This window comes from Pyramidobacter sp. YE332 (assembly GCF_033060595.1).
In the GTDB taxonomy this organism is placed as follows: Bacteria; Synergistota; Synergistia; order Synergistales; family Dethiosulfovibrionaceae; genus Pyramidobacter.
Genome location: NZ_CP133038.1, coordinates 2,238,119 through 2,262,265 on the forward strand (window position 1 = coordinate 2,238,119; position 24,147 = coordinate 2,262,265).

At 63.8% G+C, this 24,147-nt stretch carries 24 protein-coding genes; 2 read left to right on the forward strand and 22 right to left on the reverse strand.

Annotation, left to right across the window (positions count from 1 at the left end; translation table 11 throughout):
- Nucleotides 1-4: 4 nt before the first annotated feature.
- The 20 genes from RAH42_RS10610 to RAH42_RS10705 are packed head-to-tail and all read right to left on the reverse strand — an operon-like array spanning nucleotide 5 to nucleotide 22,601.
- Nucleotides 5-988 (reverse strand): hypothetical protein, encoded by a 984-nt coding sequence (locus RAH42_RS10610; protein ID WP_317539453.1) that lies wholly within the window; start codon nucleotides 986-988, stop codon nucleotides 5-7.
- Between the two features lie 10 nt (nucleotides 989-998).
- Entirely contained in the window at nucleotides 999-2,354 is a 1,356-nt protein-coding gene (locus RAH42_RS10615) for a hypothetical protein (RefSeq protein WP_317539454.1), read from the reverse strand.
- A 49-nt stretch (nucleotides 2,355-2,403) separates the two neighbouring features.
- Nucleotides 2,404-6,009 (reverse strand): hypothetical protein, encoded by a 3,606-nt coding sequence (locus RAH42_RS10620; protein WP_317539455.1) that lies wholly within the window; start codon nucleotides 6,007-6,009, stop codon nucleotides 2,404-2,406.
- Nucleotides 5,997-7,349 (reverse strand): hypothetical protein, encoded by a 1,353-nt coding sequence (locus tag RAH42_RS10625; RefSeq protein WP_317539456.1) that lies wholly within the window; start codon nucleotides 7,347-7,349, stop codon nucleotides 5,997-5,999. Before RAH42_RS10625 ends, RAH42_RS10620 begins: the two co-directional genes overlap by 13 nt.
- A complete protein-coding gene (locus RAH42_RS10630; RefSeq protein WP_317539457.1) occupies nucleotides 7,304-10,042 on the reverse strand; it encodes a hypothetical protein in 2,739 nt (912 codons plus the stop codon). The genes RAH42_RS10625 and RAH42_RS10630 overlap by 46 nt, the downstream gene beginning before the upstream one ends.
- Before the next feature lie 18 nt (nucleotides 10,043-10,060).
- Complete coding sequence (locus RAH42_RS10635; RefSeq protein WP_317539458.1) at nucleotides 10,061-11,917, reverse strand: hypothetical protein; 1,857 nt, start codon at nucleotides 11,915-11,917, stop codon at nucleotides 10,061-10,063.
- Nucleotides 11,918-11,920: 3 nt separating this feature from the next.
- Nucleotides 11,921-12,604 carry a hypothetical protein gene (locus tag RAH42_RS10640; protein ID WP_317539459.1) on the reverse strand — a complete coding sequence of 228 codons (684 nt, stop codon included), beginning with the start codon at nucleotides 12,602-12,604 and terminating at the stop codon, nucleotides 11,921-11,923.
- Entirely contained in the window at nucleotides 12,592-13,074 is a 483-nt protein-coding gene (locus tag RAH42_RS10645) for a hypothetical protein (RefSeq protein WP_317539460.1), read from the reverse strand. Before RAH42_RS10645 ends, RAH42_RS10640 begins: the two co-directional genes overlap by 13 nt.
- Nucleotides 13,067-15,712, reverse strand: coding sequence for a hypothetical protein (locus RAH42_RS10650; RefSeq protein ID WP_317539461.1), 2,646 nt, complete (start codon nucleotides 15,710-15,712; stop codon nucleotides 13,067-13,069). The genes RAH42_RS10645 and RAH42_RS10650 overlap by 8 nt, the downstream gene beginning before the upstream one ends.
- A gap of 1 nt (nucleotide 15,713) precedes the next feature.
- Entirely contained in the window at nucleotides 15,714-16,304 is a 591-nt protein-coding gene (locus RAH42_RS10655; RefSeq protein ID WP_317539462.1) for a hypothetical protein, read from the reverse strand.
- Nucleotides 16,305-16,340: 36 nt separating this feature from the next.
- Nucleotides 16,341-16,559 (reverse strand): hypothetical protein, encoded by a 219-nt coding sequence (locus RAH42_RS10660; protein WP_317539463.1) that lies wholly within the window; start codon nucleotides 16,557-16,559, stop codon nucleotides 16,341-16,343.
- Nucleotides 16,560-16,952 (reverse strand): hypothetical protein, encoded by a 393-nt coding sequence (locus RAH42_RS10665; protein ID WP_317539464.1) that lies wholly within the window; start codon nucleotides 16,950-16,952, stop codon nucleotides 16,560-16,562.
- Between the two features lie 15 nt (nucleotides 16,953-16,967).
- Nucleotides 16,968-17,969, reverse strand: a complete 1,002-nt coding sequence (locus tag RAH42_RS10670) for a major capsid protein (RefSeq protein ID WP_317539465.1) — start codon at nucleotides 17,967-17,969, stop codon at nucleotides 16,968-16,970.
- Nucleotides 17,969-18,655 carry a hypothetical protein gene (locus RAH42_RS10675; RefSeq protein WP_317539466.1) on the reverse strand — a complete coding sequence of 229 codons (687 nt, stop codon included), beginning with the start codon at nucleotides 18,653-18,655 and terminating at the stop codon, nucleotides 17,969-17,971. Before RAH42_RS10675 ends, RAH42_RS10670 begins: the two co-directional genes overlap by 1 nt.
- 14 nt (nucleotides 18,656-18,669) lie before the next feature.
- A complete protein-coding gene (locus RAH42_RS10680) occupies nucleotides 18,670-18,930 on the reverse strand; it encodes a hypothetical protein (protein ID WP_317539467.1) in 261 nt (86 codons plus the stop codon).
- Nucleotides 18,927-19,310: a portal protein gene (locus RAH42_RS10685; protein WP_317540259.1), complete on the reverse strand. Its 384-nt coding sequence runs from the start codon at nucleotides 19,308-19,310 to the stop codon at nucleotides 18,927-18,929. Before RAH42_RS10685 ends, RAH42_RS10680 begins: the two co-directional genes overlap by 4 nt.
- On the reverse strand, nucleotides 19,196-20,596 hold the full coding sequence (locus RAH42_RS10690) for a portal protein (RefSeq protein WP_317539468.1): 1,401 nt from the start codon (nucleotides 20,594-20,596) through the stop codon (nucleotides 19,196-19,198). Before RAH42_RS10690 ends, RAH42_RS10685 begins: the two co-directional genes overlap by 115 nt.
- A 2-nt stretch (nucleotides 20,597-20,598) precedes the next feature.
- The gene (locus tag RAH42_RS10695; protein ID WP_317539469.1) at nucleotides 20,599-20,805 is read right to left on the reverse strand and encodes a hypothetical protein; all 207 of its coding nucleotides are present in this window, start codon (nucleotides 20,803-20,805) and stop codon (nucleotides 20,599-20,601) included.
- A gap of 12 nt (nucleotides 20,806-20,817) precedes the next feature.
- Complete coding sequence (locus RAH42_RS10700) at nucleotides 20,818-22,197, reverse strand: hypothetical protein (protein WP_317539470.1); 1,380 nt, start codon at nucleotides 22,195-22,197, stop codon at nucleotides 20,818-20,820.
- Nucleotides 22,197-22,601: a terminase small subunit gene (locus RAH42_RS10705; protein WP_244389462.1), complete on the reverse strand. Its 405-nt coding sequence runs from the start codon at nucleotides 22,599-22,601 to the stop codon at nucleotides 22,197-22,199. The genes RAH42_RS10700 and RAH42_RS10705 overlap by 1 nt, the downstream gene beginning before the upstream one ends.
- 98 nt (nucleotides 22,602-22,699) lie before the next feature.
- On the opposite strand from RAH42_RS10705, the gene RAH42_RS10710 reads away from it, so the two are divergent.
- Nucleotides 22,700-22,888, forward strand: a complete 189-nt coding sequence (locus RAH42_RS10710) for a type II toxin-antitoxin system HicA family toxin (RefSeq protein WP_244389461.1) — start codon at nucleotides 22,700-22,702, stop codon at nucleotides 22,886-22,888.
- Between the two features lie 39 nt (nucleotides 22,889-22,927).
- Nucleotides 22,928-23,353: a type II toxin-antitoxin system HicB family antitoxin gene (locus tag RAH42_RS10715; protein ID WP_317539471.1), complete on the forward strand. Its 426-nt coding sequence runs from the start codon at nucleotides 22,928-22,930 to the stop codon at nucleotides 23,351-23,353.
- Nucleotides 23,354-23,459: 106 nt separating this feature from the next.
- Here RAH42_RS10715 and RAH42_RS10720 read toward each other — a convergent pair whose 3' ends face one another.
- Complete coding sequence (locus RAH42_RS10720) at nucleotides 23,460-23,909, reverse strand: hypothetical protein (RefSeq protein ID WP_317539472.1); 450 nt, start codon at nucleotides 23,907-23,909, stop codon at nucleotides 23,460-23,462.
- Nucleotides 23,902-24,141, reverse strand: a complete 240-nt coding sequence (locus tag RAH42_RS10725) for a hypothetical protein (protein ID WP_317539473.1) — start codon at nucleotides 24,139-24,141, stop codon at nucleotides 23,902-23,904. The genes RAH42_RS10720 and RAH42_RS10725 overlap by 8 nt, the downstream gene beginning before the upstream one ends.
- Between the last annotated feature and the right edge of the window lie 6 nt (nucleotides 24,142-24,147).

Consider the following 24,147-nt stretch of genomic DNA (forward strand, 5'->3'; position numbering starts at 1 on the left):
TCCTTTATGCCTCATCGCAGGAACACCCGGTATAGCCACCGCCAGATGAGCCTGAGGGGCCTTGGGGACCCCGCGGGATTCCAAACGCGAAGTAGTACGGAGAACCGTTTGTGCCGTTTCCGGAAAGCGCTACGGTAGCGTTGGCTCCGGGGGCAAGCGTCGTCACCGAACCGATGCGGAAGACGCCGACAGGGCCCTGCTCCCCCGTAGCGCCCTTTGGGCCTTGCGCGCCTTTCGCCCCGGTCGCGCCGCGGGGGATGACGAAGTTCAGCACGGCGTTCTGGGTGTTGCCGGAGTTGTTGACCGCCGCGTTGCTGCCTGCCGCTCCTGTCGTTACTGTGCCGATTTGGATGGTGGCCGCGGCTCCGGTCGCGCCGGTGTTGCCTGTCGCGCCCTTCGGGCCGGCGGGACCAGTTGCGCCCGTGTCCCCCTTGGGGCCTTGCGGCCCGGTCGGCCCGGTCTCGCCTTTGGGGCCTATTGGACCCTGTTCGCCGACGGGGCCTTCGGGGCCGGTGACGCCTTGGGGGCCTTTGAGGTCGGCCCACTCAGACCAAGTGCCGTCGGGGTTCTTCCAGCGCAGTCTGGAGCCGCTCCATTCGTGATCGGGAGCGGTACCGCGGGGGCCTTGAATACCGGGAGGTCCCGGTATTCCCTGCGGCCCTTCGGGGCCGGTGAGCCCCGTTTCGCCCTGCGGCCCCTGCGCGCCGTCGAGGCCGTTGATGCCTGCGACGCCCTGAAGGCCTCGCTCGCCCGGGTCTCCTTTTTCGCCCTTGCCGCCGACGACGATCCAGCGGCCGGAAACGGACGTCGTTTCGTCGCCTTCGGCAGGACGTGGCTCGTCGCCGACGATTTCGTCGGTCGAGACGTAGCACCACAGGCTCCCGCCGTGGCGCACCATGTTGTTGTATTCGTAGAGGGCTTCGGCGTCCCACGCGCCCTTGTAGACGGCCCGCGCGGGGCCGAGATCGATCGTTTTGACGATAGACATGCGTTACCTCCTAGATGTCGGACGTGATCGCCATGATCACGTGCCCGCGGTGGTCGAAGCTGGCGACGGTGTTGCTGCCTTCTTCGAGGCCGTAAACGGAAAACAGCAGGTGCCCGTCGTTGTTGTACTGGAAATTCCCGAAGCACAGCCCCACAGGGGCGTCTCCGGTGGGGCCTTTATCGCCCGTGGGGCCTTTCAGTCCTTCCGGGCCGGGGATGCCGCGGTCCCCCTTTTCGCCTTTTTCGCCCTGCGGGCCTCTGGGGCCGACTTCGCCCTGCGGCCCCCGCGGGCCCTGCAGCCCCGTAGGCCCCTGCGGACCGGCGATGCCTTGAGGCCCCCGCTCGCCCTGAAAGCCTCTCGGCCCCTGTTCGCCGGTGTCGCCCTTGACGCCCTGCGCGCCTTCGGGGCCGCGAATTCCCTGCTCGCCCTGCGGCCCTTGAATACCACGCGGGCCCTGTTCGCCCTGCGGCCCTTGGGGCCCGGTGGGGCCTGCGGGGCCGACGGGGCCCTGGATGCCTTGGATGCCTTGAGGGATGTACAAGTCCATCAGCGTCTGCGAGGCATCGAATGTGCAGTAGGCCGACTGCCCGGCCGGGAGATTGTGCACTACGATGCGCAGCCGCTTGATCTGACCGACCACGTTGGCGGCGTGCTTGCCTTTGATGTACCACTTCCAGCCCGCTGGGATCGAGGGATCGTCCGTCCAGTCCGGCAGGTTGGCCGTACCGAGGACGTCGGCCAGATCGACGTAATCGGTCGTGTCGTAGGGAGAGCCGTTCATCAGCAGATAGCCGTCGGACTGCTCGCCTTCCTTGAAGATCTTCGGAGTACCGATTTCCGCGCCGTTGAAGGCGATTTCTTTCTGGTAGTCGTCGTAAAGCTTCTGGATCGCCTTCAGCAAAGCTTGGGCGCCCCGCTCCGCCGCCTGCGCCCGCGCCGAGGCCGCCAGCAGCTTGCTCACCATGTCGGCGGGCGGGTCGTCCCCGGCCACCGGCCCCAGGATGGCGCGGTGCGTGCGCTCATCCAGCTGCTGCACGAGCATGGTCAGATAGTCGTAGCCGCGTTCCAGCGTTTCGGCCTCGAACGGCCCCTGGTTCTCCAGATCGATGTTCTGCACCGCGGGGAGCAGACGCAGCAGCGTGATCTTGTTTCCCGCCGCCAGCGGCGCCCCCGTGACCGGATAGGTGACCGCCGACGTCTGGAGATCGACGTAATAGTTGCTCTCCAGCGTCGTCTCTTCCCCCGCCGGGTCGGTCACGATTACTTTCAGATGCGACGCGTTCAGCACCGGAAAGTTGAACGGCCATTTCGTGACCGCCCCGTTCGCCTGGTACGTGATCTTGTTGACGTTCGTCGCTACAGTCATTGCCTCACCTCCGTAAAATAAGACGGCCGCGCGGGGCCGCCTTTGTACGCTATTTCTTTCCGATCCTCATGCCGAACAGGATGCGCGCCGCCTCGCCGGCGTCGTCCGCCCTGACGATGCGACGGATGCGGTTCGCCGCCGTGAACGGGAACGGCGTCAGTAAGGACGTGCCTTCGAGGGCCTTGAACGTCGAGTGCTCGAACTTCGTGGAGCCGTCGCCGTAAACTTTGCCGGAATCGGCGGCGGCCATCCCGCCCAAGCCCTGCGTCAGCTTCACGAACGGCGCGGCGAGGCTGCTGTACGTCGCCTGATTGTACCCGTCGCCCATGAAGACGTTCAACGCCGACATGATCTCCTTGCCGACCAGAGGCGCGGCGCTGATCTGCTGGTCGGCGAACTTGTGCAGCATCCACGTGATCCAGTCGTCGTCATCGTCGGGGCCGCCTTCGGCGAATCCCATCAGCACCGCGGTCATAGCCAGCGCCGTGACGGTGGACAGGACCTTTTTGCCGTCTTTCGTGTGCGTCAGGTCGTAAACGGTCATGCCCCACGTGTTGGCCATGTCCGATGTGAAGATCATCATCAGCCGCGCGACGCCCTGCTGATTCCAGAGCCGCGGCATGTCCTTGGCCAGCGGCGTCTGCTGCGTCAGCGCCACGGCGCGCTGGGCCTCGCGCACGGCCGCCTCTTTCGACAGGCCGTTTTTGAGATTACTCTGATACGTCGCCCACCAGCCGATCGACGACACGAGCCGGTCGGCGAAACTGATCGGCTTCATCATCGTTTCGAGAGCGTTCAGGTATTTGAGCTTGGCGGCGTTCGTCTCCTTCGCCCTGGCGCCGCGGAGCACGTTCATGAACGCGTCGGGCGCGCGGTTTTTCATCTGCGGGTCGAGCGCGTAGACTTTCTCGAGCATGGCCCGCGGATGCGCCGCGAAGCGCGCGATCGACGTCATCAGATGCCCGTAGTTGGCGGAGATCAGAAAGCGCGGGATCGACGTGAGCTGTTTCAGTACCGTGCCCAGATTCAGACACAGGTAGGCCACGGCCATGTTTCGCCCGAAGTAGCTGGACACGCCGTTCATCACGGCGTTGGCGGTGACGTTCTGTCCCTGCACGGCGATGTTCGTATACTCGCGCAGATTGGCGACGGCGTCGTGCCCGAAGCGGTCGTTGACCTCGGCCCCCAGCGTGCGGCCTGTGGATTTGTCGCGCTTCATGAGCACGGAGTGGAGATCCCCCGCCAGTTTCGCGTAGGCGGCAGTGTGCTCCTGCGTCTCGACCTGATCGTGCCAGACGCTCATCAGTCCCAGCTCGATGGCTTTCTGGTTCTCCGGCGCGAGGTCTTTGATGCGGTTCTGCATGAATCCCTTTTCCAGATGGGCGCGGGCCGCGCCCGCGGTCTGCTGTTGGCCCTTCATCATGGCGGCTTCGTCGATGTCGAACAAGTTGTTGAGCGACTGCCCGGCGAACTCCAACCGCGACATCGGCGTGTAGTTCTTCTCCTGCTCCATGCCCATGTTGTAGGCCTCGATGCAGGCGTCGTTGATACGGCCGAAGTTCTCGTCGAAGTCCCGCATGACGGCGCGGGCGAGTTTCTTCTCGTTCTCGCTCAATGCCCCCACGCACTCCGCCGCCAGGCGCTGCACGCCCTCTTCGCCTTCTTTCAGCCACGTGGCGCGCATGTTGCCGTAGAGGATCGCGGCGCGGCTGTTTTCGTTCTGAAGACCAGCGTAGACGTGCAGCAGCATGTCTTTGCTGTACGCTTCGCCGCGGATGCGCACCTTTTTGTTCAGGTCGGCCGCGGTGATGCCCAGATCCTTCATCTTCTCTTCCATGGCGAGGTGGCGCTCCTGCACATGCCGCAGCTCCTCGTCGAACGCCGTGTTGACCTCGTCCACGAAGAGCCGCGTCCAGGCAGACTTGTAATTGCCATCCCCGCCGCCCAGCCAGTCGAAGAACCGGTTCGCCCCCAGCGTGTTGGCATAAACCCAGTCTTTCACCTTGGCGGCCTTGCCCCCAGCGCCGTCGTACTGCTTGCCGATGTCGGCGGAGTTGGTGACGATGCCGCCGGCGTCTTTCGCTCGCTTCGTCTTGTCGAGATCGTCGTTCAGAGCGGCGAACCATTTCTCGCGGCGGCTGTTCCGTTCGGCCTCCCAGCGGTCGAATTCCTCGCGCCCCTGGTTGACCAGGTTCTCGATCTCCTGCCGCAGGGCGCGGACGTCGGCCAGCGTCATGTCGCCCAGCGTCGTCGTCTCCAGCATGCGGATATAGCGTTGATCCGCCGGGTTGAACTGCTCCAGCTCGGCGTCGGGCGTCTGCTCGATGTACTCCAGCAGTTCGCGCGCCGCTTCGAGGCGCTTTTTGTTCGGGCGCTTCAGCGTGTACTGTTCCAGCTTCTGCCGGATCGCCTGCTGCATGCGCCACGAAAGCGACTTCATTCCAACGGCGCGCTTCATGTACTTCACCGCGTCGTTGATCTCGTTGCGCTCCGCCCGCCGCTTGGCCTGGGCGGCTTTCAGAGCCTGCGCCTTGGCGCGGCGCGCCTCGATCTCCCGCTTCCGGCCGGCCGTGACGCCCTTCCTGAAACCTTTCCGGTAACCCTTTTCATATTCCTCGTCGGGAAGAAGGTCTTCCTGCCCTTCCAGCTCTTCGAGACGCTGTTTGAGCAGACTCTCTTCCAGCGCCAGCTCGTTGACGGTTTTGCGCGCGGCGTCGATCTCGTCCGGCGTCGCCAGCAGGTGGTCGAACACGTCGCGAACTTCCGGCGAAAGCTCCACGTCCAGCCGCGACAGGTCGTGATAGATGTCGATCAGCCACTGCCTGACGCGCGCGAACACGCCCTTCATTTCCGGCGTCGGCGGTTTGCCTTCCATCAGGTAGGCTTCAAATGAACGGGCAAAGCGTTCCTGCGCCTCGGCGTAGCGCGCTTTTTCCGCGCCGGTGAACGTGTGCCGCTTCGACAGGTTCAGGTCTTCGATGCCCAGATATTTCCTGACCGTTTCGAGGTCGGCCTTGGTCCGCGCGTTCGCCTTTTCAAGCAGCCCGTCGGCGATCAGGTCGTCCAGCATCATGTGCCCGATCTCGTGGAAGAATGTGGAGCGGTCGGCGTTCTTGAAGAGCGTGACCAGCCCCTCTCCATGCGAGCCGATGCGGATCTGTCCGCGGCGAATCGTGTTCTCCCTTTGGTTGAAGCGGTTGATGACGCTGATCGCCTTGTCGTCGAACACCACGAAACAGCGGCCGTCCTGGTATCCGTCGTAAGTGATGCCTTTAACGCCGGCTTCGTTGAGGGCAAGAGAAGCTTCGCGAGCTCCTCCCAAAATATCGATCAAAGTACCGTACACCTGTTTCCCGCTGCCGCCAGACAGGAGCTGCCAGAAATGAGAAATCGCGTTTGTTCGCCCGATACGGTGTATGTCTTCGCCAACGTCTTCAAACTGGTCATCCGTCATGTTCTGAACAATTTTGCGAATCGCTTTTCGAACTTTGCACGAGTGCTCGGCAAGTGATTTATCCTCGTCCAGCAGCATGTCGTTTTCCGGCACGTCCACCTCGAACAAGCTCCCGGAATTGGCCCAGTCTACGCTAAAGAACTTGTCCAGTGCCGTTTCTTCCAGTTTGATCTGTTCCCGTTCGGCTTTCAGCCTCGACAAATAGTCCTCGTCGATAGACTTGCCCGTTTTTTTAGGCTCTCGAGATCCGCGATTCTCCCTTCGACATCTATTCGCCGTTCGCCGATTTTAGCTTGAGTATTTTCATAAGCTACGGCAGAGTCTTCTCCCCCTCTTTCGCCGCCCAGGTCGCGAAATATTTTAAGGACTGTCTCAAGTGCCCTGCGCTCAGGCGTTCCTTCACCATGACGCGCTTTGTACTCTTCAACCGCATCATAGTCGACGGTCGCTTGCTTGCTTACTCTTCCCAGCCTTTCGCGATACCCGGCGGCTATGTTCCGGTCCCGTGCGAAATACAGCCCCCAGCCGTGCGTTTGCCCGCCCTCCCCCGTGCCGATCGCGCCGAGGTCGAAGCTTTCAAACTGGTGCGGCGAACCGTGCCAGGCAGATTGGTTATAGATATTCCCGCTCGCGTCGAACGTGCCTCGGTTGTCGACGGCCTTGATCTGATTCGGCGCGTACGCGACATATACGTCGCCCGGGGCGTCGACGCTGCCCCAGTGCCCCTCATCGACGACATTCTCGAAGATCACGCCGTCGAATCCGTCGCCGTAGTTTCCCTCCCCGACACTCTGAGCGATCTCGTTGGTGGTCATCTCGGCGGGATACGACACCTCGTAACGCCCGGAATAGTCATCCAGATCCCGCTCGATGTATTCTTCCGCTTCGCGGGGCGTCCTGAACGGCTCGCCGTCGCGTTCGTAAACGCTTTCGCCGGTCTCGTTGTCGTAAACGCTGATCTCGCCGACGTTCGTCCAGTCTTTGCCTTCGGCGTCAATGCGATAGGGATTGCGGAGATTCAAGAAGACGGGATAAACCCCCTCGCCGGAGAGAGCCGGTTCGGAAGTCCCGGGCTCCCGCGAAACAAGCTCGTCGCTTCCGGAATACGTCGCGGCTACGTCTTTTCGCCCCGAGAAGAACGCTCCTGTCCCGGGATAAGCCGCTGACCCGGCTGTGCTGAAAGTCGAGAACCCCGTGTTCGTGCTGCTGTGGTACACAACCAGCGGCTCACCGTTCCCGTCCAACACTTTCGAGGCGTTCTCGGGATCGTGCTCCCAGTCCCCGAACCATTCCTTGAACTGCTTCGTGCGCACAAGAACCCATTGTTCCGGCGTGAGATTGGTCTCCGTCCCGTAAGGCGTTTTCAGGTACGTGCCGTTCGCTTTGGCGGCTTCGATAATCCTCGCTCTTTCCTTCTGCGTGCCGTCGGGAGCCCGATCCTGATAGAACCGGTTCCCGTTTTCTTTTCGCAGCTTGACAAGATCGGCTTCGGTCTTTATACTGTCCTTAAAAGAACCCGTTGGAGCAAGGACTTTGGGCAATTGGAGCCCTCCGGCACTACTCCAGCGGGTGCTTTTTTTGTGTTGATATATCTGAGGTTACCTTTCTTGATCTGATTAACAAACCAGCGATTGCTTGGGGTCCTCGTATCAGCGTTCCCCTTCCCGTAGAAAGACGTAATCTTTGCCGGGGATTTTGGGTCACCGGGGTTCATTTGCAGACGGACGGGAACGACTACCGTCGCTCCCTGATTATCCTGAAGTTCCAGCATTGCCACGAGAGACGTTCCCGGATGGCTGTCCGAATCGAACACCATGATGGGGTCGGCTAAGGACGTCACCAGTTTTTTCATCAAAGCCGGAGTGATCTGCGCCGAATGTTTTCCTCGAAGCGTATGCCCGAAGAATTTATGATCTGCGACGATCTCCCGAACCGGCGCGCCTGCCAATTGCAACGCGAGCGGCATATCCATCACACGGGCGAAGTCATGCGAGCCCATTTCTCCGGCGACGAATCTATCCACGGCCCGGCTCCAGGCGACGCGATCCCGTTTCAGCCGGCCTTGGCGTTTGATCTCGTCTATCGCTGCCTGATCGTGCACGCCGCCGGGAGCAAAATTCCTCAATTCCCGGAGCGCGCCTTCGACTTCGGCGCCCAGTTCGAAATTCCGGTGCTTCGAGCTCTTCTTTTGTGGCGTTTCAGCCTGTGCCGCCGCTCGTTCGCCCTCGATCTCCAGTTTGTCCAGTTCCGCGGGCGTCAGGGCGTCAGGTCTCAGGACGCCCAGTTCGTTTTCTCCCAGCGCGCAGGCGCGGCGCAGCGCGTACTTCGCCCAGACGTAGCCGCCGGCTTCGGCAGCCTGGTCGTCGTACCCCGCGTCCTTGAGCGCCTGAATCTTCCGGTCTCGCACGTCGCGCGCCGACTTGGCGAATGGAGTGTCGGCGTTGAGGGGGTCGCTGGCGTTGTCGCGGATGGCCGCCACCGTCTCGGCGACGGTGCGTCCTTCGGCTCCGTAGCGGGCGTGAATTTCCGTCGCCGCTTTGAGCGCGGGGTTTTCCCGGACCGCCTCTTCGTATTTTTCGCGGGGGATCATGACTTCTCCCGTCGATTCGACGAAATCGGCGTCGGTCACGCCGAGCGTTTCTTCGATGCCCGGCGTCGCGGGCGCTTCGCCGCCGGCTGGGACCGCGGACTGATTAAAGGTCTGAAGGACTTCCCGCGGCAGGAAGACGACGTCGCCTTCGCCCTGCAAATCCCGGCGTTCGGACAGAGCCTTGTGCAGCTTCCCCTGCGGGGTTTTGTTGTAGGCGCGCAGGCCCATCAGCCCGGCTCCGGCGCGGACGAGCCCGCCCGGCAGCATGCCCGAAGCGAACGACGCCGCGGACTGGCCGTAGACGAGCCCCAGAGAGCGCAGCTCGTCGGCGGAAAACAGATTGCCCATCGCCTCGCCGAGCGACTGGTCGCCGTTCAGGGAACGGGCGAAGTTCAAAAACGCGTCGCCCACGAACGCCTGTTCCACTTCCTCGAACGATTCGGCACTCACGTTTTTAAGGTAGGTCCCCGCGTACCGTTTCAGGAAGTTCGCCGCCGTGGGGCCGCTTCGGGCGGCGGGGCTGCCCAGGAAGCGCGTGAACGCGCTCTTGACCTTGTCGGGCAGCAGGCCGATCGTCTTCATGCCGGGGATGTTGAGCATCCTCCCGATGTTCCCCAGCGTACCCAGCTCGATATAGGCGTTGATCATGCCCTTGGCCATGGCGAGGCGCGCCGCCTGGACCTGTCCTTCGGGCGTCTGGTTCTTGGGGTCCCGCATCAGTTCGAGGAACGTTTCCAGCGCCTCGCGGTTCATCATGTCCTCGTAGGCTCCTGCGGTTCCCGCGGCGGTGGCCGCCGCGCCGACAAGCGCCGGGGTGAGCGCCGCCCCCGCTCCGGCCAGAGACAGCCCGCCCGTGGGGATCGCCAGCGCCGTCGCGACGCCCGCGGCGGCCATGGGCAGTCCGTATTTTTTCAGCCCCGCGGAGATCCCCGGAATCTGCTGCCCCACCAGCTCGCCCGTATTCTTGGCGATGTAGGCGAGAAACCCGTCGGGCTCCACGCTCTGCTGTACCGCCAGGCGCTCCCGGTAGGACCGCACGTCGGCGACGAGCCTTTGCTGGTCTTCGGGCAAAAGCGGCCCGGCCGTCAGTTTTTTGATGTAGCCGCCCAGCAGCGCCGCCTGTTCGCCGTTTTGCGCTTCGCCGACGGCGGCGTCCCAGAAGGCGGCGATCGGATTGCTCTCCAGCCGCGTGCCGTATTCGCCGACCAGCCGCTTGTGAATCTCCGGATGCTCGATGGCCGTGCTGGCGGGGATCCCCAGCTTGAATGCGTCGATCGTCCGGGCTTTCACGTCGGCTTCGGACTCGCCGGTGATCTGCGCGATCGTGCCGATCTTGTTGCGGAGCAGCCAGCTTTTGTCCAGCCCGCGCGTGTACTCCGTGCGTCCGAACAGGGCGTCGACCTCGGCGGGTTTCTTTTTGCCGGACAGGCGCAGTTCCCGTTCCTGTTCGGCCAGGCCGTTGTCGATGTCGGCGTCGCTCATACCCTGCCCGCGCCACTGGCCGATCTGCTCTTTCAGCGCCGGATAGCGGTTTGCCAGAGGGTCGAAAGCGGGAACGCCGAGGCCGCTGCCGTCATCCTGCAAATTCTGCTTTTTGATGTGCTCGTCGTATTCCGGCGAGGAAACGTAATTTAACTCCGGCATGGCGCTCTCGTCCTTTCTCTACCGCGATAAGCTGATGCTTGTGTTGTCTTCGTCCTCGTCGTCCCGATCGGGCGGCGGGGGCGTTTTCTTTTTGGGCGTCGATTCGGCGCCCAGCGCGGACACGGCGTCGGCGAAGACTTTGGAGTCCTTGCCGGGCGTGGGGGCGGCGTCCTGCGGCAGCAGGAAGCTCAGCGCGTCGCCCAGCGCCGCGTTCTTCTCGTCGGGCTTCGCTTCCCCGGCGCGGGAGTTCAGTTCGCGCAGTTTATCGTCGAACTTCTTGCCCCCCAGCCCCAATTTGTACCAGGGACGGAAATTCCGTTCCGCCAGAGCCGAAGCCGCGGCGTCGATGATGATCCGCTGTCCGTTTTCCCGGTAATCGGGCTCGGTCGGGTTCAGCTCGGCGATCCCCGCGGCGGCCTGTTTCTCGATCTCCATGCGGGCGTCGGCGTCGAGCCCCGCTCTTTTCAACAGCGCGTTGACGCGCTTCTGTTCGAGCGCGAACGCCGCCTTGTCGGCGGCCTTGACGCCTTTCAGCGCTGCTTCGGCCTTGGCCTTCTCGCGCGAATTGAGCAATCCGTAGTTGTACCCAAGCTTGATGTCGTCTTCGCCAAGCTCGCCGAAAAGCGCCTTTTGATGAAACGCTTTGGCATAGTCCTCGCGTTCCTGCCGCGTGTAGCCGAAGAGCTCCTGTATCCTGGCGTCCTGCTGTTCCAGCGGCAGAGCGCCCCAGTTTTCGATGTGGTCCTGCGCCCAGCGCACTTTCCCGGCGCGGTCGATCAGGGACCGGTTGTAGTTCAGCGCGGAGGCGTACCCGGAATCGGAAAGCCGCCCGCTGCGGTACATCGTTTCAAGCCGCGACTGCGGGACGGTTTTGCCGTTGTCCCAGTATTCCTCTCTCAGAGTTGCGAAAGCGCCGTTCTGCTGCCGCGTCACGGCTTTCTCCGCGTCGTTCCGGGCGATGCGCATTTCCCCGAACCGCGCTTTGACCGCCACGACGAGCTTGTTCTCCATGTCGCCTTCGTAATGCTTGCGTACGTGCGCAAGCGCGGCGGATTCGGAACAAAAGCGGCGCGCCAGCCCGTCCGTCGTCTCCTGCACCTCGATCACGTCCACGCGGTCTTCGACGGCCTTTTTCACCTTGAGGAAATCCGCGCCGGCGAACTCGCCCTTGTGTTTTTTCAGGTACGCTTCGGCGGCGCGGGGATCGTCTTCGAGCATGGCGGCGACGCGAGAAGTCTGGCACTTGCTGGCGAACTCCTTCAGCTTTCGGCCGACCACTTCGTCGCCATAGGGCGCGAACTGCTGGGCGACCGCGCCCATGCCAATGTCCAGCTCCTCGTCGAACGCCGCGTCGTCGTTATAGCACAGCGCGGCGTTGCTTAAGCTCTCGCTGGCCATGGTCTTCCATTCCAGCTCGCAGGCGGCGTCGGTCTCGCGCTGCTCGTAGCGCATCACCGACGACAGCGAAGAATCGCGCAGGGCGTTGGTCGCGCCGATAAAGGCCTGCCGCACGCGGTCGTTCATCTTGTAGCGCGCGGCGATGTCCTCCATCGTCTCCTGAGCGTGCCGGTCATACTGTTCGGAAATTCCGAACACCTGGCCGCCCTTCTTGGAGAACACGCCGCCGTCGCGGGCGTGCAGATATTCCGTGTTGGCGCGGCGGAACTCGTTCACGGCACTGGCCAGCTGATACTGATCCTGCTTCTCCCGCTGCGCTTCGAGACCGACGCGCAGGGCGTTCAGCCCTTCGCCGACGGCTTTGGCCCCCGCGGCTTCCACCTTGTACGTGTCGGCGGCGAGGTCGGGGACGTCGGCTTTGATTCGCGTCGAGGGGACGACGTCCGCAATTTGCCGCCTGTACTCCGGTACTCTCATGGCCTACCGCCCCCATTTCAGGCGAAAGTCTTTGTACCAGCCTTGCGGTTTCAGCAGCGTCCGCCCGGCGTTCGCGCCGCTCATGGGGCCGTAGCCGTAGAAATTTCCGGCGTTCGGGGAGCCGACGACGCCGCCGGAAGGGGGGCGGCTCCCGAGCATGTCGCCCCACTTGCCGGCCACGAAACCGGCGCTCTGCAGCAGCCCGCCGGTCAGGGCGGCCCTGCCCTGCGCCTCGTAAGCCCGCGCCTTAGCGTCGCCTTCGATCAGGGCGTAACGTCCCTGCGCGCCGTACTGCTGCGCCTGGTTGACGAGGCTGAACTTCTTGCGCGCGTAGTTCTCGCGCAGCGTACCGACGTCGGCTTCGCCCTCTTCCAGCGTGGACGCCCCCACGTGGAACGGCGAACCGGACGCCAGAGACAGCCCCGCGGCGCCGTACTGCGCGTTCTGCGACGCCAGCGTGGCGCGGACACGGTCGCGCAGCTTTTGTTCTTCCTCCGCGCCGGCCTTCGACGTCGCTTCCGCCTCGTCCCGCGCCAGGCCGCGGTTCTGTTCGGCGATCCGCGCCTGAGCGGCGGCCGTCTCGCGCGCCTGAGCGGCGGCTGTTTTGGCGGCGTTCCGCTGCATGACGCCGGACACGATCGGCGCGGCCGCCGACAGGGCCAGACCGATCAAACTCATTCCGCCCATGCGTTCTCATCTCCGTTCAAATGTATTTCCAGCCGGCAGAACGGCAGCCCCTGGGGGCCGTACGCTTCCGCCGGGTAGATCGTGAAGCCGAGCCACCTCAGCCACTGCAAGCTCTTTACATACGACGCGTCGCACCAGTTGCGCAGGTGGGGAAACCGCTCGAGCACCCGCGGCAAAAACCGCCGCGACGCGCGCAGGAAGGTCATCCGGTGTTCCGGCACGGCGTCCGTGCCCAGCAGCCAGACGCGGCGCCAGTACCAGTTCTCGCGGCGCACGCCCCAGATGCAGAGCGGTTCCGCCCCCAGCATCGCCACGCGGCACAGGTCGGAATCGAGATAGCCGCGCAGCACCGCCTCGAGCGGGGAATCGTCCGAGGCCGCCCTGACCTCGACGCACTCTTCCGGGCGCAGCCGGGCGGCTACGGCCTCGCACAGCCCGCGCGTGGCCGGGACCAGACGCAGGTCAGTCACCGGGATCGGCCTCCGGCACGATGGCGACGATCGAGGCGGGCATCGCCCCGGGCGCGACGATCACGAGACGCCCCGAATCGTAACGCGAATCGAGCGTAACCCGCCAGTCGCCCGTCGACAGACGCGTCGGGCTGTTGTACGGCTCGCCCGTGCGGTCGATGTACTCGCGCAGATGTTCCTCGTCCGTGCCCGCGAACAGGTGGCGCGTGCTCTCGACGCGGATCGTCGCCGCCGCCAGCCGTACCTTGCGCGTCAACTGCGCGCCGTCGCCGCGGGCGAAATTGAGGTCGAGCGTCTCCAGCTTCGAGGCGTACGGCAGCCCCACGTGGACGACCGAAGCCGCCGGGGACACCGTTACGCGCCCGTTCGCGACAACCTGCGGATTGCGCAGCGAACCGTCGGCGACGATTGTCACCGTGCAGCCGTTCAGGCGCTCGAGCCCGGTCACGGCGGTCACGTTCGAACCGCGGACCGTCGCGCCGGAATCGACAAAGAACGCCTCCGCGGCGCCGGTTGCGGGAACGGGCGTCATCGTCTCGATGCAGCGTTTCCCGTGGCGCAGCACGCACAGATAGACGACGTCGCCGCCGGGAGCGGGCAGGACCGCGACGCTCTCGACCTTGCCGTCCGTGGGATGACGCCCCCAGGCGATCACGTCGTGCTCGCGCAAATAGGTCAGCGCCAGCAGCGCGCCATCGTCGCGCACGACCCAGCAGACCGAATCCGGCTCCTGCTGGTAGGTCAGATCGGCGATCGTATGCCCTTCGAACAGATGCGACGCCATGACCGTCAGGTCGCTGCCGGTGTACGTATCGCTCTCGAAAGTATACCCCAGGTCGCGCACGCGGGCGCCATGTCCCTGTACGAACAGGACGGTGCTGCCGATGACGACCGGTTCGATTTCGGAGATGCCGCGGTAACCCTGCGCCGACACGGACACCGATGTCGGCGTGATCGCGTCGGTCTTGGCCCCGGCGGTAATCTTCCACTCGCTGCCGGACGTCAGAAGCAGCAGGTCGGACAGCGTCACAAACGCCTTGACCGCGTTGACCTGACGCGCGGCCAGCGTCAGCGACACGCCGTCGTCATCCACGACGGGACTTGACGTGCCGAAGTCGTAGTAATCCCCGGTCTTGCTCATCCACACTGTCATGGGCTCCGCGAAGGTCGCGCCGAAGATCATGCGCTCCTGGTAGAACCCGCAGACCTGCGGCCAGCCGCTGGCGGCGCTCCACGCGCCTTCTTCCCAGTTCCGCGTAGCGCTGGTGCTGTACAGGCGGCGCAGCACCCTCGCCGACATTTTTTTGCCGTTGACGTAGCCGGTCGTTTTAACCAGCCCGCGGTGCGTGCAGGCGTTCGCGATCAGCCGCACGTACCCCTTGTCCGTTTCCTCGTTGTCCTTGGGCACGAACGGAGTGAAGCTGGTGCTGTACACCCGCAGCCGCGTCGGTTCGTCGAACTCGCCGGAATCGGCGAAATTTTTGGCGCTTCGGGCGCTGTTGGGCGAGACGTAGGTCTTGACCGTCACCCAGGCCGACTCGTCCTCGTCGTAACGCTGGAGCAGCAGCGTCCCGTGCCAGAAGCCGTTCGTCTCAAGACGCCACGACTTGTAGACCGTGATCTCCTTCGACCACACCTCGGCGGCGTTATCGATATAAAAATCGACGGACGCGGACACGGATGCGAGTTCGTCGTTGGCCCCGCAGGACAGCCCCTGCCACGGCGACAGGTAGACCTTGACCTGCGCGCCCGCGGTCACAAGGTCCGTGACCGAACCGAGGACCCCTTGCGGCGCGAAAAGAGAGCTTTGCTGAGGGAGCCTGACCGACGTGCCGATTTTTATCCCCGTCGCGCTGCTGGATGGGAGCAGCAGATAACTGTTGTAATATTTGACGGGCACGATCTCTTCATAATCGTCGCCGGCGCTGCGGTATTTGCGCACCACGGTCCCCGTGCCGTAGACCTCGTGCATGCGCGTCCCCGTCAGCGTCACGGCGTTCAGCGTCGTCGGCTGCGAGTATCTGATCTGGCGTTCCGGCACCTGCTGAGTGATGGCCCAGAGGCAGCCGGCGTGGCCGGGCACGAACAGCGGCGTGTCGGCCGTCATCTCGATGTTGCCGGAAACGCCGGAAACGTCGATGCTGATCTTCTCCTGTCCCTCCTGCCGGACCCGGAAGGGGCCGTTCTTGAAGCGGAATTCCGACAACTTCCAGTTGGCGTCGGAATAGCGCGCCAGCTCCATGGGAGCGTGCCCTCCGTGGCAGATGAACAGCACGTCGGCGCTCTGTGTGAATTTCAGCGCGTCCAGCTCGGCCGCCGCGTAGGGCGTGGCGACTTCGTAGGGGACAGCCCCTTTCATGACGGGCTGGCCGTCCTTGAAAAAGCGCGCGTATTTGTTCCCGAATTCCAGGATGTAATTTTGCTCGGCATTGTACTGGAACGCCACGAGGCGGCATTTGCCCTTCGCCTCGGCGACGAAGCGCATGCCCGGACGCCGGCTTACGCCGCCGTGGGGATGGACGACGAAGTTTTCCAGCCGTCTCAGCCCCACGGCATATTTGTTCAGATCGACGCGTCCCCACAGGGACGGCGACAGCTCCCCGCCGGCGAACGACGGCTGGATCGGATACAGGCTCATGCTACGCCCTCGCTTTGATGTACTCGTCGCCCCACTCGGGCAGCGGGATCGACGCTTCCGCTGCGTCGGCGTCCACGGCCCGGCGCAGCGCCTCCATGTAGTGCGCCGCCAGATGATCGCGCAGACCCGACTTCGTCGTCAGCGGCGTGCTGATCTCCAGCGCCAGACGCCACGAGAGCGCGTCCGCGAACAGCGGCGGGAACTCCGTCGGGTCGGTCACGTCGCACACGTACCGGCACAGCGCGTTCGGCACGTTCGCGAGGATCGCCCGCCCCGACGGCAGCCTCGCCGTCTCGAACGCCGCGCCCAGATCGTCGGGGGCCGTCGCCGGCGTCACGGCGATCACGCGCAGGCACCCTGCCGGGAGCGCGTAAGCGCGTTCCCAGCCGGGAACCGGCGTCGTCAGCTCCGGCAGGGGCGACAGCATCGTCGCGAAGCGCCAGACGCGGTCGGACAGCAGCGCCCGCCGCACGGGGTCGTAGTGCAGGCGCAGCGTCTCCGCCTCTTCGCTGGCCTCGTCCAGGGCGCGGATGAACCGGGTCTGCCCCATGTGGGCCAGCGCCCTGTTGCAGATGGATATTTGCGACTGCATCGCCGATCCTCCTTTGCGGACAAACGAGGCGAGGGCTTACGCCCCCGCCTGCTTCGTCTTCCTGCGCGCCTTTTTGGGCGCGGCTTCCTTTTCTTCCGATTCCGTTTCTGTTTCTTCCGGTTCCGGAGCGGGGTCGGTTTCCAGAGGGATCAAGTGGTCGGAATGGGCCGTTTCCGGCGACAGGTCGGCCTCCTGACCGCGGGCGTAGAACCGCCCGTCGAAGTCCGTGCAGTCGCGCTCCGCGCGGTACCGCATCTATTTCAGGTCCTTGTAGCTGTGCTGCGGCCCGTGCGCGAGGAACGCCGTCGCCTTGCCGGCGCTGAACGAGCCCTGCGGCGTGATCACGGCGCGCAGGTACTTGCGGCAGCCCAGCGGCATGCGCGCGCAGAACCGCATCTTGCCGGCCTCGAGCTTGACCGTTCCGGTGATGAGATCGACCGCGCCGGAAAAATTCTCGGCGTCGGCCGTCTGCAGCTTCACCGTCGCGCCGGTGCCGCCCGCGGGGACTTCGGAGCCGCAGGTCTGCATGTGGAAATACAGTTCGTCGCCGATGGCGTCGCCGGGCGTCTTGACGTTGACGACGTTGGGCAGATTGCCGCCCGAAGACAGCGCCACCGTGCCGAAATCGAGAAGGGAATCCATAATCATTTTCGTACCGCCTCCTTATGCGTCGTTGCCGACCTTGGCTTCAGTGTCGAGGATCGCGTCGCAGGTCTTGATGGGGATGCCGCGGAAATTCGTCTGCGGCGCGCCGTCGACCTCTTTGTAGGTCAGCATCATGTTCGTTCTCTTCAGCGCCTGCAGATCCAGCGCCGTGCCGATCGTCTCGTTACAGTAGATGACGGGGCGTCCGAGCTTGGACGCGGGGATACGGTGCGTCGCTTTGACCAGCAGGTCGATCAGGTCGGCGCCGCCGGTACCGCCGAAGGCGTTGACGTCGATGTTGGCGATGCGCACGGCGTAGCGCCAGTCGCGCACGGTCAGCCCCAGATCCCACTTGTAGTGGCTGCGGTACGCCTGGAACTTGCCGCCCTCGGCGTCGAAAGCCGTTACTTCGCCCAGGTCGCGGTGCTGCAGCCCCACCTTGCTGCCGCGGGGATACAGGCCGCACACAGTCTGCGCGCCCCAGTACAGCAGCCAGATGGACGTGTTGTCCGAGCCCTTGCCGCCGCCGTCGAGGACGTTGAAGCTGGATTTTTCCCTGTTCGTGCCGATGGCGTTGTAGCGCGCCGCCAGCCCCATGAAGCGCTCGGGCGTGACCGCCGTGTCGCCGTAGAACGTGGCGTTGGCCATGGTCTGGTTCAGCCCTTCGAGGAACGCCGCCGATTCCGTCAGCATGAACGCCGCCTTGTCGGGGGCCATGTCGGCGAGAGCCTTGTCGATCTCGCTGTACGTCTCGAGCATGCCGCAGACGTCGTCGACCTGGCGGGTAGTGCTCTTCTCGGGCTGGACGCCCTGATACATCTTGCGCCACATGCCCTTGGGCAGACCGGTGCGGATCGTCGTGCGGTGCGTCATGCCGTTGTTGCACTCGACGACCACCATATCCTGCAGGATCGGGTTCTGCGCGCTCATCAGCTCGACGATCGTCGCCACCTTCCCGTTCGGGTCGGTGCGGCGCGCGACGTCCAGCAGCGTGGGGTTCATATCGGTCAGAATTGCCATCAGTTTTTACCTCCAAGAGATTCAGGGAACCACAGGTTCCCGAGTTCGGATACCGTCGAGGGCTTCGCGCCGCCCGAACTTCCGTTGACGAATTTGTCCTCCGCCAAAGCCCTGCCCGCCTTTACCATGAAGCGCAAAAAGTCCGAGTTGTGCTGCAGACCCGTTTCGCGCATGAGAGAGATGAATTCCGCCCCCGCGAACTTGGAGATGAACCGGTTCGCATAGCTCAGGTTTTCGTTCAGCTTCTGCCCGCCGATCTCGGCGTCTTTGCGCGTCTCGTCCTGCCACTGTTTGATCAGGGCGGCGTGCGCCGCCGACCGCTCGGAATCGACGCGGGCCATTTCCTTGAAGTGGAAATCGACCAGTTCCTGCGCTTCCTTTTGCGGGACGTTCAGCTTTTTCAGCAGCGGCGTCAGCTCGGCGACGCTGCCTTCGTCGAGGACGAATCCTTCGGGCAGCTTGAATTCGTATTTGTCGGGGACCGTCGGCTGAGGCGATCCTTTTCCCTGTCCTCCGCCGCCGTTTTCTCCGCCTGCAGGCGCTCCTTCAGCTCCGTCAGCGGGCGGCCGAATCGGATCATCCGCTTTCGCCCCCGGTGCTGTTGCCGCAGGCTGCGCCGCGGCATTGCCTTCGCCCTCCGGCGCTTCGATCGGCGCGCCCACGGGCGCGTTCGCGTTGTCTTCCATACTCACATACCTCCTCAGTTTTCGGCTTCGGCCCGGGCGAGCCACTGGCCGTATTCGCGCATGCAGCGCAGCGGCAGCGCCTCGTCGCAGGCGTGAAGCAGCTCGAACAGCAACAGTCCGACGGCCCGCCGCCCTTCGGCGTAAGCCGTCTCGTAGGGATCGCCGCCGTACGACGGGCGCAGGACGCCCGCGTCTTCCAGCACTTTTCCCAACATCGCGCGCGACGCCGGATCGGCGCACGCCGTCTGCGTCAAATCGGTCAAGCGCTCGATCACCACGACGCGCCCCCGTCCGTGCCGAGAAGCGCCGCCAGAGCGCCGCCGCCGGGATCGACTTCGGAGAGCGTCTTCGCTCCCCGGGCCCCCTGCGCCAGCGTGTCCGCCGCCTGCTGCGCTTCGGCCGCTGCCTGCTGTTGCCGCGTCTGCTGCGCCCGCGCGGCCCGGCGCGCCTGCACTTCCTCTTCCGTGCGCAGAATCTTCGCCGGGGCGCCGACCATGCGGGCGTATTCCCGCAGCGCCTCGTCGCCGTCGACCAGATCCATCACTTCGGGCTGCGCCGCCGCCATGGATCCGGCGAACGCCAGCACCTGTTCTTCGGCCTTCGTCCCCTGCATCTGCTGCGCCTGCGCGAGGATCGAGATGTACTCGACCTTGATCTCGCGCCCGGACAGCGCTTCGGGCGGCGGGGGATCAGCCGCGCGTCGTCCATGATGTCGAAGATACGGTCGATGGCGGGCGTCAGCAGCTCCCATTCCAGACGCTCGAGCACGGGGCCGAGCGCCAGCATCTTTTCCTCGTGGCGCTCGATGATCTCGCGCGCCGTCATCTGCGGCCGGTCTTCGCGCGCCAGCATCAGGAAGAGATCGACGTACATCGTGCTGTTGATGTCGCGCTTGACCTCGCCGCGCACGGCGTCCAGCTGCCCGAGGTCGAGACGCACGTCGTAGAGGCTGCGGATCTTTGCTTCGATGCCGCTGCCCGTGTGCATGTAGGTGACGCCGCCCGGCTTGACCGTGACTCCGCGGGTGCGCAGCTCCTCGTCGGCGATCAGCGGCGGATTGACCATCTTGCGCGTCGCTTCCAGCTGATCCTTCGTGAGCGCCTGAAGCATCTTCACGTCGGCCAGCGCGGCGCTGCCGGGCCCGTAACCGTAGATGTCGTCGTCGGCCACCGACCAGCGCGGAGCCATGACGGGGAACACCGGATAGCCGGAGACGCGCAGCAGCCTGTCGGGGCCGCCGGCGGCTTCCCAGTAGACGCTTCTCCATGCCCAGCGCATGGCGGGGTCGGTCTCGGGTTCGATGGCGTGACGCAGTTCGAACACCGTATCAGGGTTGCGCTCGGCCGCCTGCACGACGGCGTCGCTGCACTGCCCGGCGCCGAACTCGGCGACCATCGCCCCCGCGGTCATCCACAGATCGCGGTACATCGTGTCGATCGCGTCGCCCGCGCCCTTTCCGAGGCAGTACGTCCCAGCCGTCAGCGCGCGGCACTGCATCACGTTGTCATAGTCCGGCATGATCGTCATCGCGCCGGTGCCGAACACGGCGATCTCGTCGTAGACGCTGTGCAGCGCGTGATAGAAGGAGCTGCCCGCCATGACGGTCATCATGCGGCGCTGCACGTCGTCGCACCACTCGATCACGTCCTGACGCTCGGACAGTTCCGGATCGTGCGTCGTCAGCTTGAACCACTGCCGCGACGGCGACGTGAGGCCGCTTTGCATGCCGGCCGCCAGCGTCCGCCGGGCGCGCAGCGCTTCCGACGACAGGATAGAGCCCAGCGACGGCGTCGCCTGCTCGGGATTCTCGCCGGTAAAGCGCCCGCGGAACGGCTGGATGTATTCGCGCAGACTTTTCCAGTGCGGCTCCATGCGCTGCTTCGCCTGCATCAGCGCGCCGCGGCGCTGTTCGAGGCGCTTCTTCAGTTCATTGGCTTCCATCGTCACTCACCGAGCTTGTCCTTCCCGCCGCCCGAGGCCGCGCCCTGATCCGACCGCATCGTCGAAGCCACGCCGCGGCGTTTGCGCGTACGTTCCAGCGCCTTCGACAGAAACATCTCGCTGTCGGCCGCCGTTCCCGACGAGACGTCGGTCGCGCCGGGGATCGGCGACGGCGTCGGGATATACTGTGCCTTTCCGCTTCCGCCCATGCCCATCACCTCCTAAAGTGCGAACAAATCGTAATCGTCATCCGCCGTGCGCCGCTCGAACGCGCCCGCGTTTCTCGACGCGACCGGCACGGCGAACGTCAGGGCCAGCGCGTCGGCGAGATCCGGCGACGGCAGGCCCCGTTTTTTCATGTCGTCTTTCTTTTCGAGCTGCACCAGCCCCTTGACGGTGTACTGATACTCCGGCGCCGTCAGGTCGGCGCGCAGGTCCTCGTCGTCGGGGATCGAGCCGCCGTCGCGCAGCCAGTCACGCAGGCGCCACCACATCTCGGCGCGCTTGTTGATACAGTTGCGCAGCGCCGAAGCGCTGCCGGACTGCACGTCGATGGGCGCGAACCCCATCTGCCGCAACCGGTCGACCACGCCCGCGCCGACGCCGTTGCCGTCGATCATGACCGCGTCGGCGGCATGTCCGCGCCAGAGCGTCGCTACCTTGTCGGCGAACGTCATCGTGTCGACGCCCCGCCCCCGCCAGAGGATATTGCCGTACAGCCCCTGACGGATCGCGACCGTGCTGCGGTCGTCGCCGAAGCGCGCCACGTCCACGCCCAAGATCACCGGCGCGAAGCCGTACTGGTCTTTGGACAGGTGTTTGCCCGCGGCCGCGTCCACCAGCGACGAGGGAATGAACTGCAAGTCGGACGCGCCGGGGAACTCGCCCAGCACGCGGACTTTGTAAATGTCGCTTTCCTCGCCGTAACTCTCAGCGATCTCCCGCGCGTATTCCGGCGCGACGTGCGGCGATTCGAGGCACGAGAACGTGAGCCGCGTCCAGCGGTCGCGGTCGCGGTGGAAAGCGTTGTAGAAGTAGCCGCTCGTGCGCGTGGGGTTGGCCGCCATGAGAATGCGGCTGCCGGGCGTTGAGAGCGCGCCCTGCGCGACCTGAAACACCACGTCGTCGATGCCGCTGGCTTCGTCGACGAAGAACATTAGATTGCCCGCGTGGAAGCCCTGCAGCGCCTCGGAGTTTTCCTTCCGGCCCGTGCGCGCCACCGCAAACGACGGGCACGATTTGAATCGGATCGTGTCCGTCGTCACTTCCAGTTCGTTGCGCCACAGCGACGGTAGCCGCTCTCCCCACTTGCGGACTTCCGTCCAGAGGACGTCCTGCAGCTGGTGCGCCGTCGGCGCCGTCACAGGGCACTTGACGTCGGTAAAGCAGCATAGAGCCCAGAGGATCAGCCAGCTCATCAGAGTGCTTTTGCCAGTGCCGTGGCCGGACTTGATCGCCACGCGGGCCCCGGGATGCGCGAACGCCCGCAGCGCCGCTTCCTGCTGCTTGCTCGGCCTCGCCTGCAGCGCCTCGCGCACGAACGCCGCCGGATTGCGCCGCCATCGCTCGACCACCGCCGCGATTTCAACAAGAGCGGACATTATCCGGCCTCCTTTCGTTTAACAAGTTCGTCGAGGATCCCGGACACAGTCAGCTCACCTTCGAGCTTGATCTTGTCCGTGAACATCCCCAGGTGCTTCCCCAACAGCTCCAGCGCCTTCGCCGCCGCTCTCGGGTCGTATTCGTCCGCGCCCTCATGCTGCATCGACCGCTGTACGATCTCCTTTAAGTTCGTTAGCACGAAGTCCTGCGTGATCTCCGTCCGCTGCTGGCGTTTCTGTATCCGCTCGGCAATTAGCTTTGATACACAAGTTTTTCCAAGCAGTTCCGGCCCGATGCGGTCGGCGGTCTTTACGCTGTAACCGGCACGGCGAGCCGCCGCGCTGGCGTTCAGGTCTTTCAAATATTCGTCAACAAAACGCTTCTGCTTTTCCGTCGGCTTCACCGCGGATCACCTCCCAACACGTACTAAAATTACACGCATTGACTTAATGCGTGTTATATGTTACCCTCGTCTTGCCAAGTTGAGAGGAGAACACACGCATGCCAAAGACACCGCTGGAAATGGAAAAAATCATCATGCGCGACGGATGGTATTGGGACAGGACACGAGGCTCACACCGCCAATACAAACACCCGATCAAGAAAGGCGTCGTCACGATCGCCTTCCACACCAAAGAACTGACGAAGGGCACAGAAAACAGCATCCTGAAACAGGCCGGGCTGAAATGAGCTCCGGCCGAGACACAGGAGCAAAAGGAGGAATTCTATATGGTCTCTTCATACCCGGCAGTATTCGTCAAAGAAACCGACGGACGTTATTCCGTGATCTTTCCCGACCTTAACGGCGCCTCGACCTGCGGCGATACGCTCGACGACGCCATGACCATGGCGATCGACTGCCTGGCAGGCGTCCTTTCCGCCATGTTCGAAGACGGCGACACACCGCCCGCTCCGTCGGCGCTCGGCGATGTGTCGCCCCGCGACGTAGCCTCTGAACTCGACGACGATTATCAAGACGCTTTCGCAACGCTCGTCGCCGTGGACGTACGCGAATACGCCGCGCGGCATTTCAATCGCGCCGTGCGCAAGACCGTCACCATTCCAAAATGGATGAACGATACCGCCATCGCCAGAGGCATCAACTTCTCTCAAACGCTGCAGAACGCTCTCAGGTCGGAATTCAACAGAACTTAACCGTTCCCCATGAAAAAAGGCGGGGCCTTCGCGGCCTCGCCTTTGTCGTTATTCTTTTTCCCCGTAATTCCCAGTCTACATCATATCACGTCAAGACTATGACATTCTATGACATCTTTTCTTTTTGCGCCTGATAAACCATATTCGCTTCTTTCAGCGCCAACACGTGCATCCGATTGACGTGCCTCCACGTGTAGCCCAGCTCGACCGCGATTTTTTCAAACGGCCACAGATTGAGATACCGCATCTGTAAAATCACCGCTAATTTTGGCGAGGGGACGTCATGAATGATCCCCGTCACCCGATCCAGCGCCGCCCGCCATTGCGCGACCTCCGCCTCGATTTTGGCCTCGCAATCCGCGATCGCGCACGCCGCGCCCTCCAGCGCGTTATGCTCCGTCCCTCCGTGCACCCTCTGCCGGTCATACTCCATGCCACGGACACCCGCTGCTTTGGCCCGCAGCATCGCCAAACGTTCGAGATCGGCGTCGAGTCGCTTCTGCGTCCACCAGACCGACCGCAGCACTTTTTTGATTTCACCCAGGTCTTCAGTCATCTAAACCTCGTGCAGCCTGCTTCGACTCCATTTCTTCAGCTTGATCTTCAAGCTCCCCGACGCGCTCTTTCAGCACCGCAACCACCTTATCCGCAAAACGGATATATCGACCCACTGCTTCGGCGCTGAAATATACCCGTTCATTGATCGTGTCGGGATTCGCCACTAACGTATCTTCGGATCCAACGCCGAGTTTCCGTTCCAAATCCAAAAGATCAACATAATTCAACATCCCGTT

Excerpts from the sequence above, each read along its gene's own strand:
- RAH42_RS10690 (WP_317539468.1), bottom strand. The coding sequence starts at position 20,596 with ATGGAAGCCAATGAACTGAAGAAGCGCCTCGAACAGCGCCGCGGCGCG.
- RAH42_RS10650 (WP_317539461.1), bottom strand. The coding sequence starts at position 15,712 with ATGAGCCTGTATCCGATCCAGCCGTCGTTCGCCGGCGGGGAGCTGTCG.
- RAH42_RS10640 (WP_317539459.1), bottom strand. The coding sequence starts at position 12,604 with ATGGGCGGAATGAGTTTGATCGGTCTGGCCCTGTCGGCGGCCGCGCCG.
- RAH42_RS10635 (WP_317539458.1), bottom strand. The coding sequence starts at position 11,917 with ATGAGAGTACCGGAGTACAGGCGGCAAATTGCGGACGTCGTCCCCTCG.
- RAH42_RS10670 (WP_317539465.1), bottom strand. The coding sequence starts at position 17,969 with ATGGCAATTCTGACCGATATGAACCCCACGCTGCTGGACGTCGCGCGC.
- RAH42_RS10675 (WP_317539466.1), bottom strand. The coding sequence starts at position 18,655 with ATGGAAGACAACGCGAACGCGCCCGTGGGCGCGCCGATCGAAGCGCCG.
- RAH42_RS10610 (WP_317539453.1), bottom strand. The coding sequence starts at position 988 with ATGTCTATCGTCAAAACGATCGATCTCGGCCCCGCGCGGGCCGTCTAC.
- RAH42_RS10655 (WP_317539462.1), bottom strand. The coding sequence starts at position 16,304 with ATGCAGTCGCAAATATCCATCTGCAACAGGGCGCTGGCCCACATGGGG.
- RAH42_RS10710 (WP_244389461.1), top strand. The coding sequence starts at position 22,700 with ATGCCAAAGACACCGCTGGAAATGGAAAAAATCATCATGCGCGACGGA.
- RAH42_RS10630 (WP_317539457.1), bottom strand. The coding sequence starts at position 10,042 with ATGCCGGAGTTAAATTACGTTTCCTCGCCGGAATACGACGAGCACATC.
- RAH42_RS10665 (WP_317539464.1), bottom strand. The coding sequence starts at position 16,952 with ATGATTATGGATTCCCTTCTCGATTTCGGCACGGTGGCGCTGTCTTCG.
- RAH42_RS10715 (WP_317539471.1), top strand. The coding sequence starts at position 22,928 with ATGGTCTCTTCATACCCGGCAGTATTCGTCAAAGAAACCGACGGACGT.
- RAH42_RS10700 (WP_317539470.1), bottom strand. The coding sequence starts at position 22,197 with ATGTCCGCTCTTGTTGAAATCGCGGCGGTGGTCGAGCGATGGCGGCGC.
- RAH42_RS10725 (WP_317539473.1), bottom strand. The coding sequence starts at position 24,141 with ATGTTGAATTATGTTGATCTTTTGGATTTGGAACGGAAACTCGGCGTT.
- RAH42_RS10720 (WP_317539472.1), bottom strand. The coding sequence starts at position 23,909 with ATGACTGAAGACCTGGGTGAAATCAAAAAAGTGCTGCGGTCGGTCTGG.
- RAH42_RS10615 (WP_317539454.1), bottom strand. The coding sequence starts at position 2,354 with ATGACTGTAGCGACGAACGTCAACAAGATCACGTACCAGGCGAACGGG.
- RAH42_RS10660 (WP_317539463.1), bottom strand. The coding sequence starts at position 16,559 with ATGCGGTACCGCGCGGAGCGCGACTGCACGGACTTCGACGGGCGGTTC.
- RAH42_RS10695 (WP_317539469.1), bottom strand. The coding sequence starts at position 20,805 with ATGGGCGGAAGCGGAAAGGCACAGTATATCCCGACGCCGTCGCCGATC.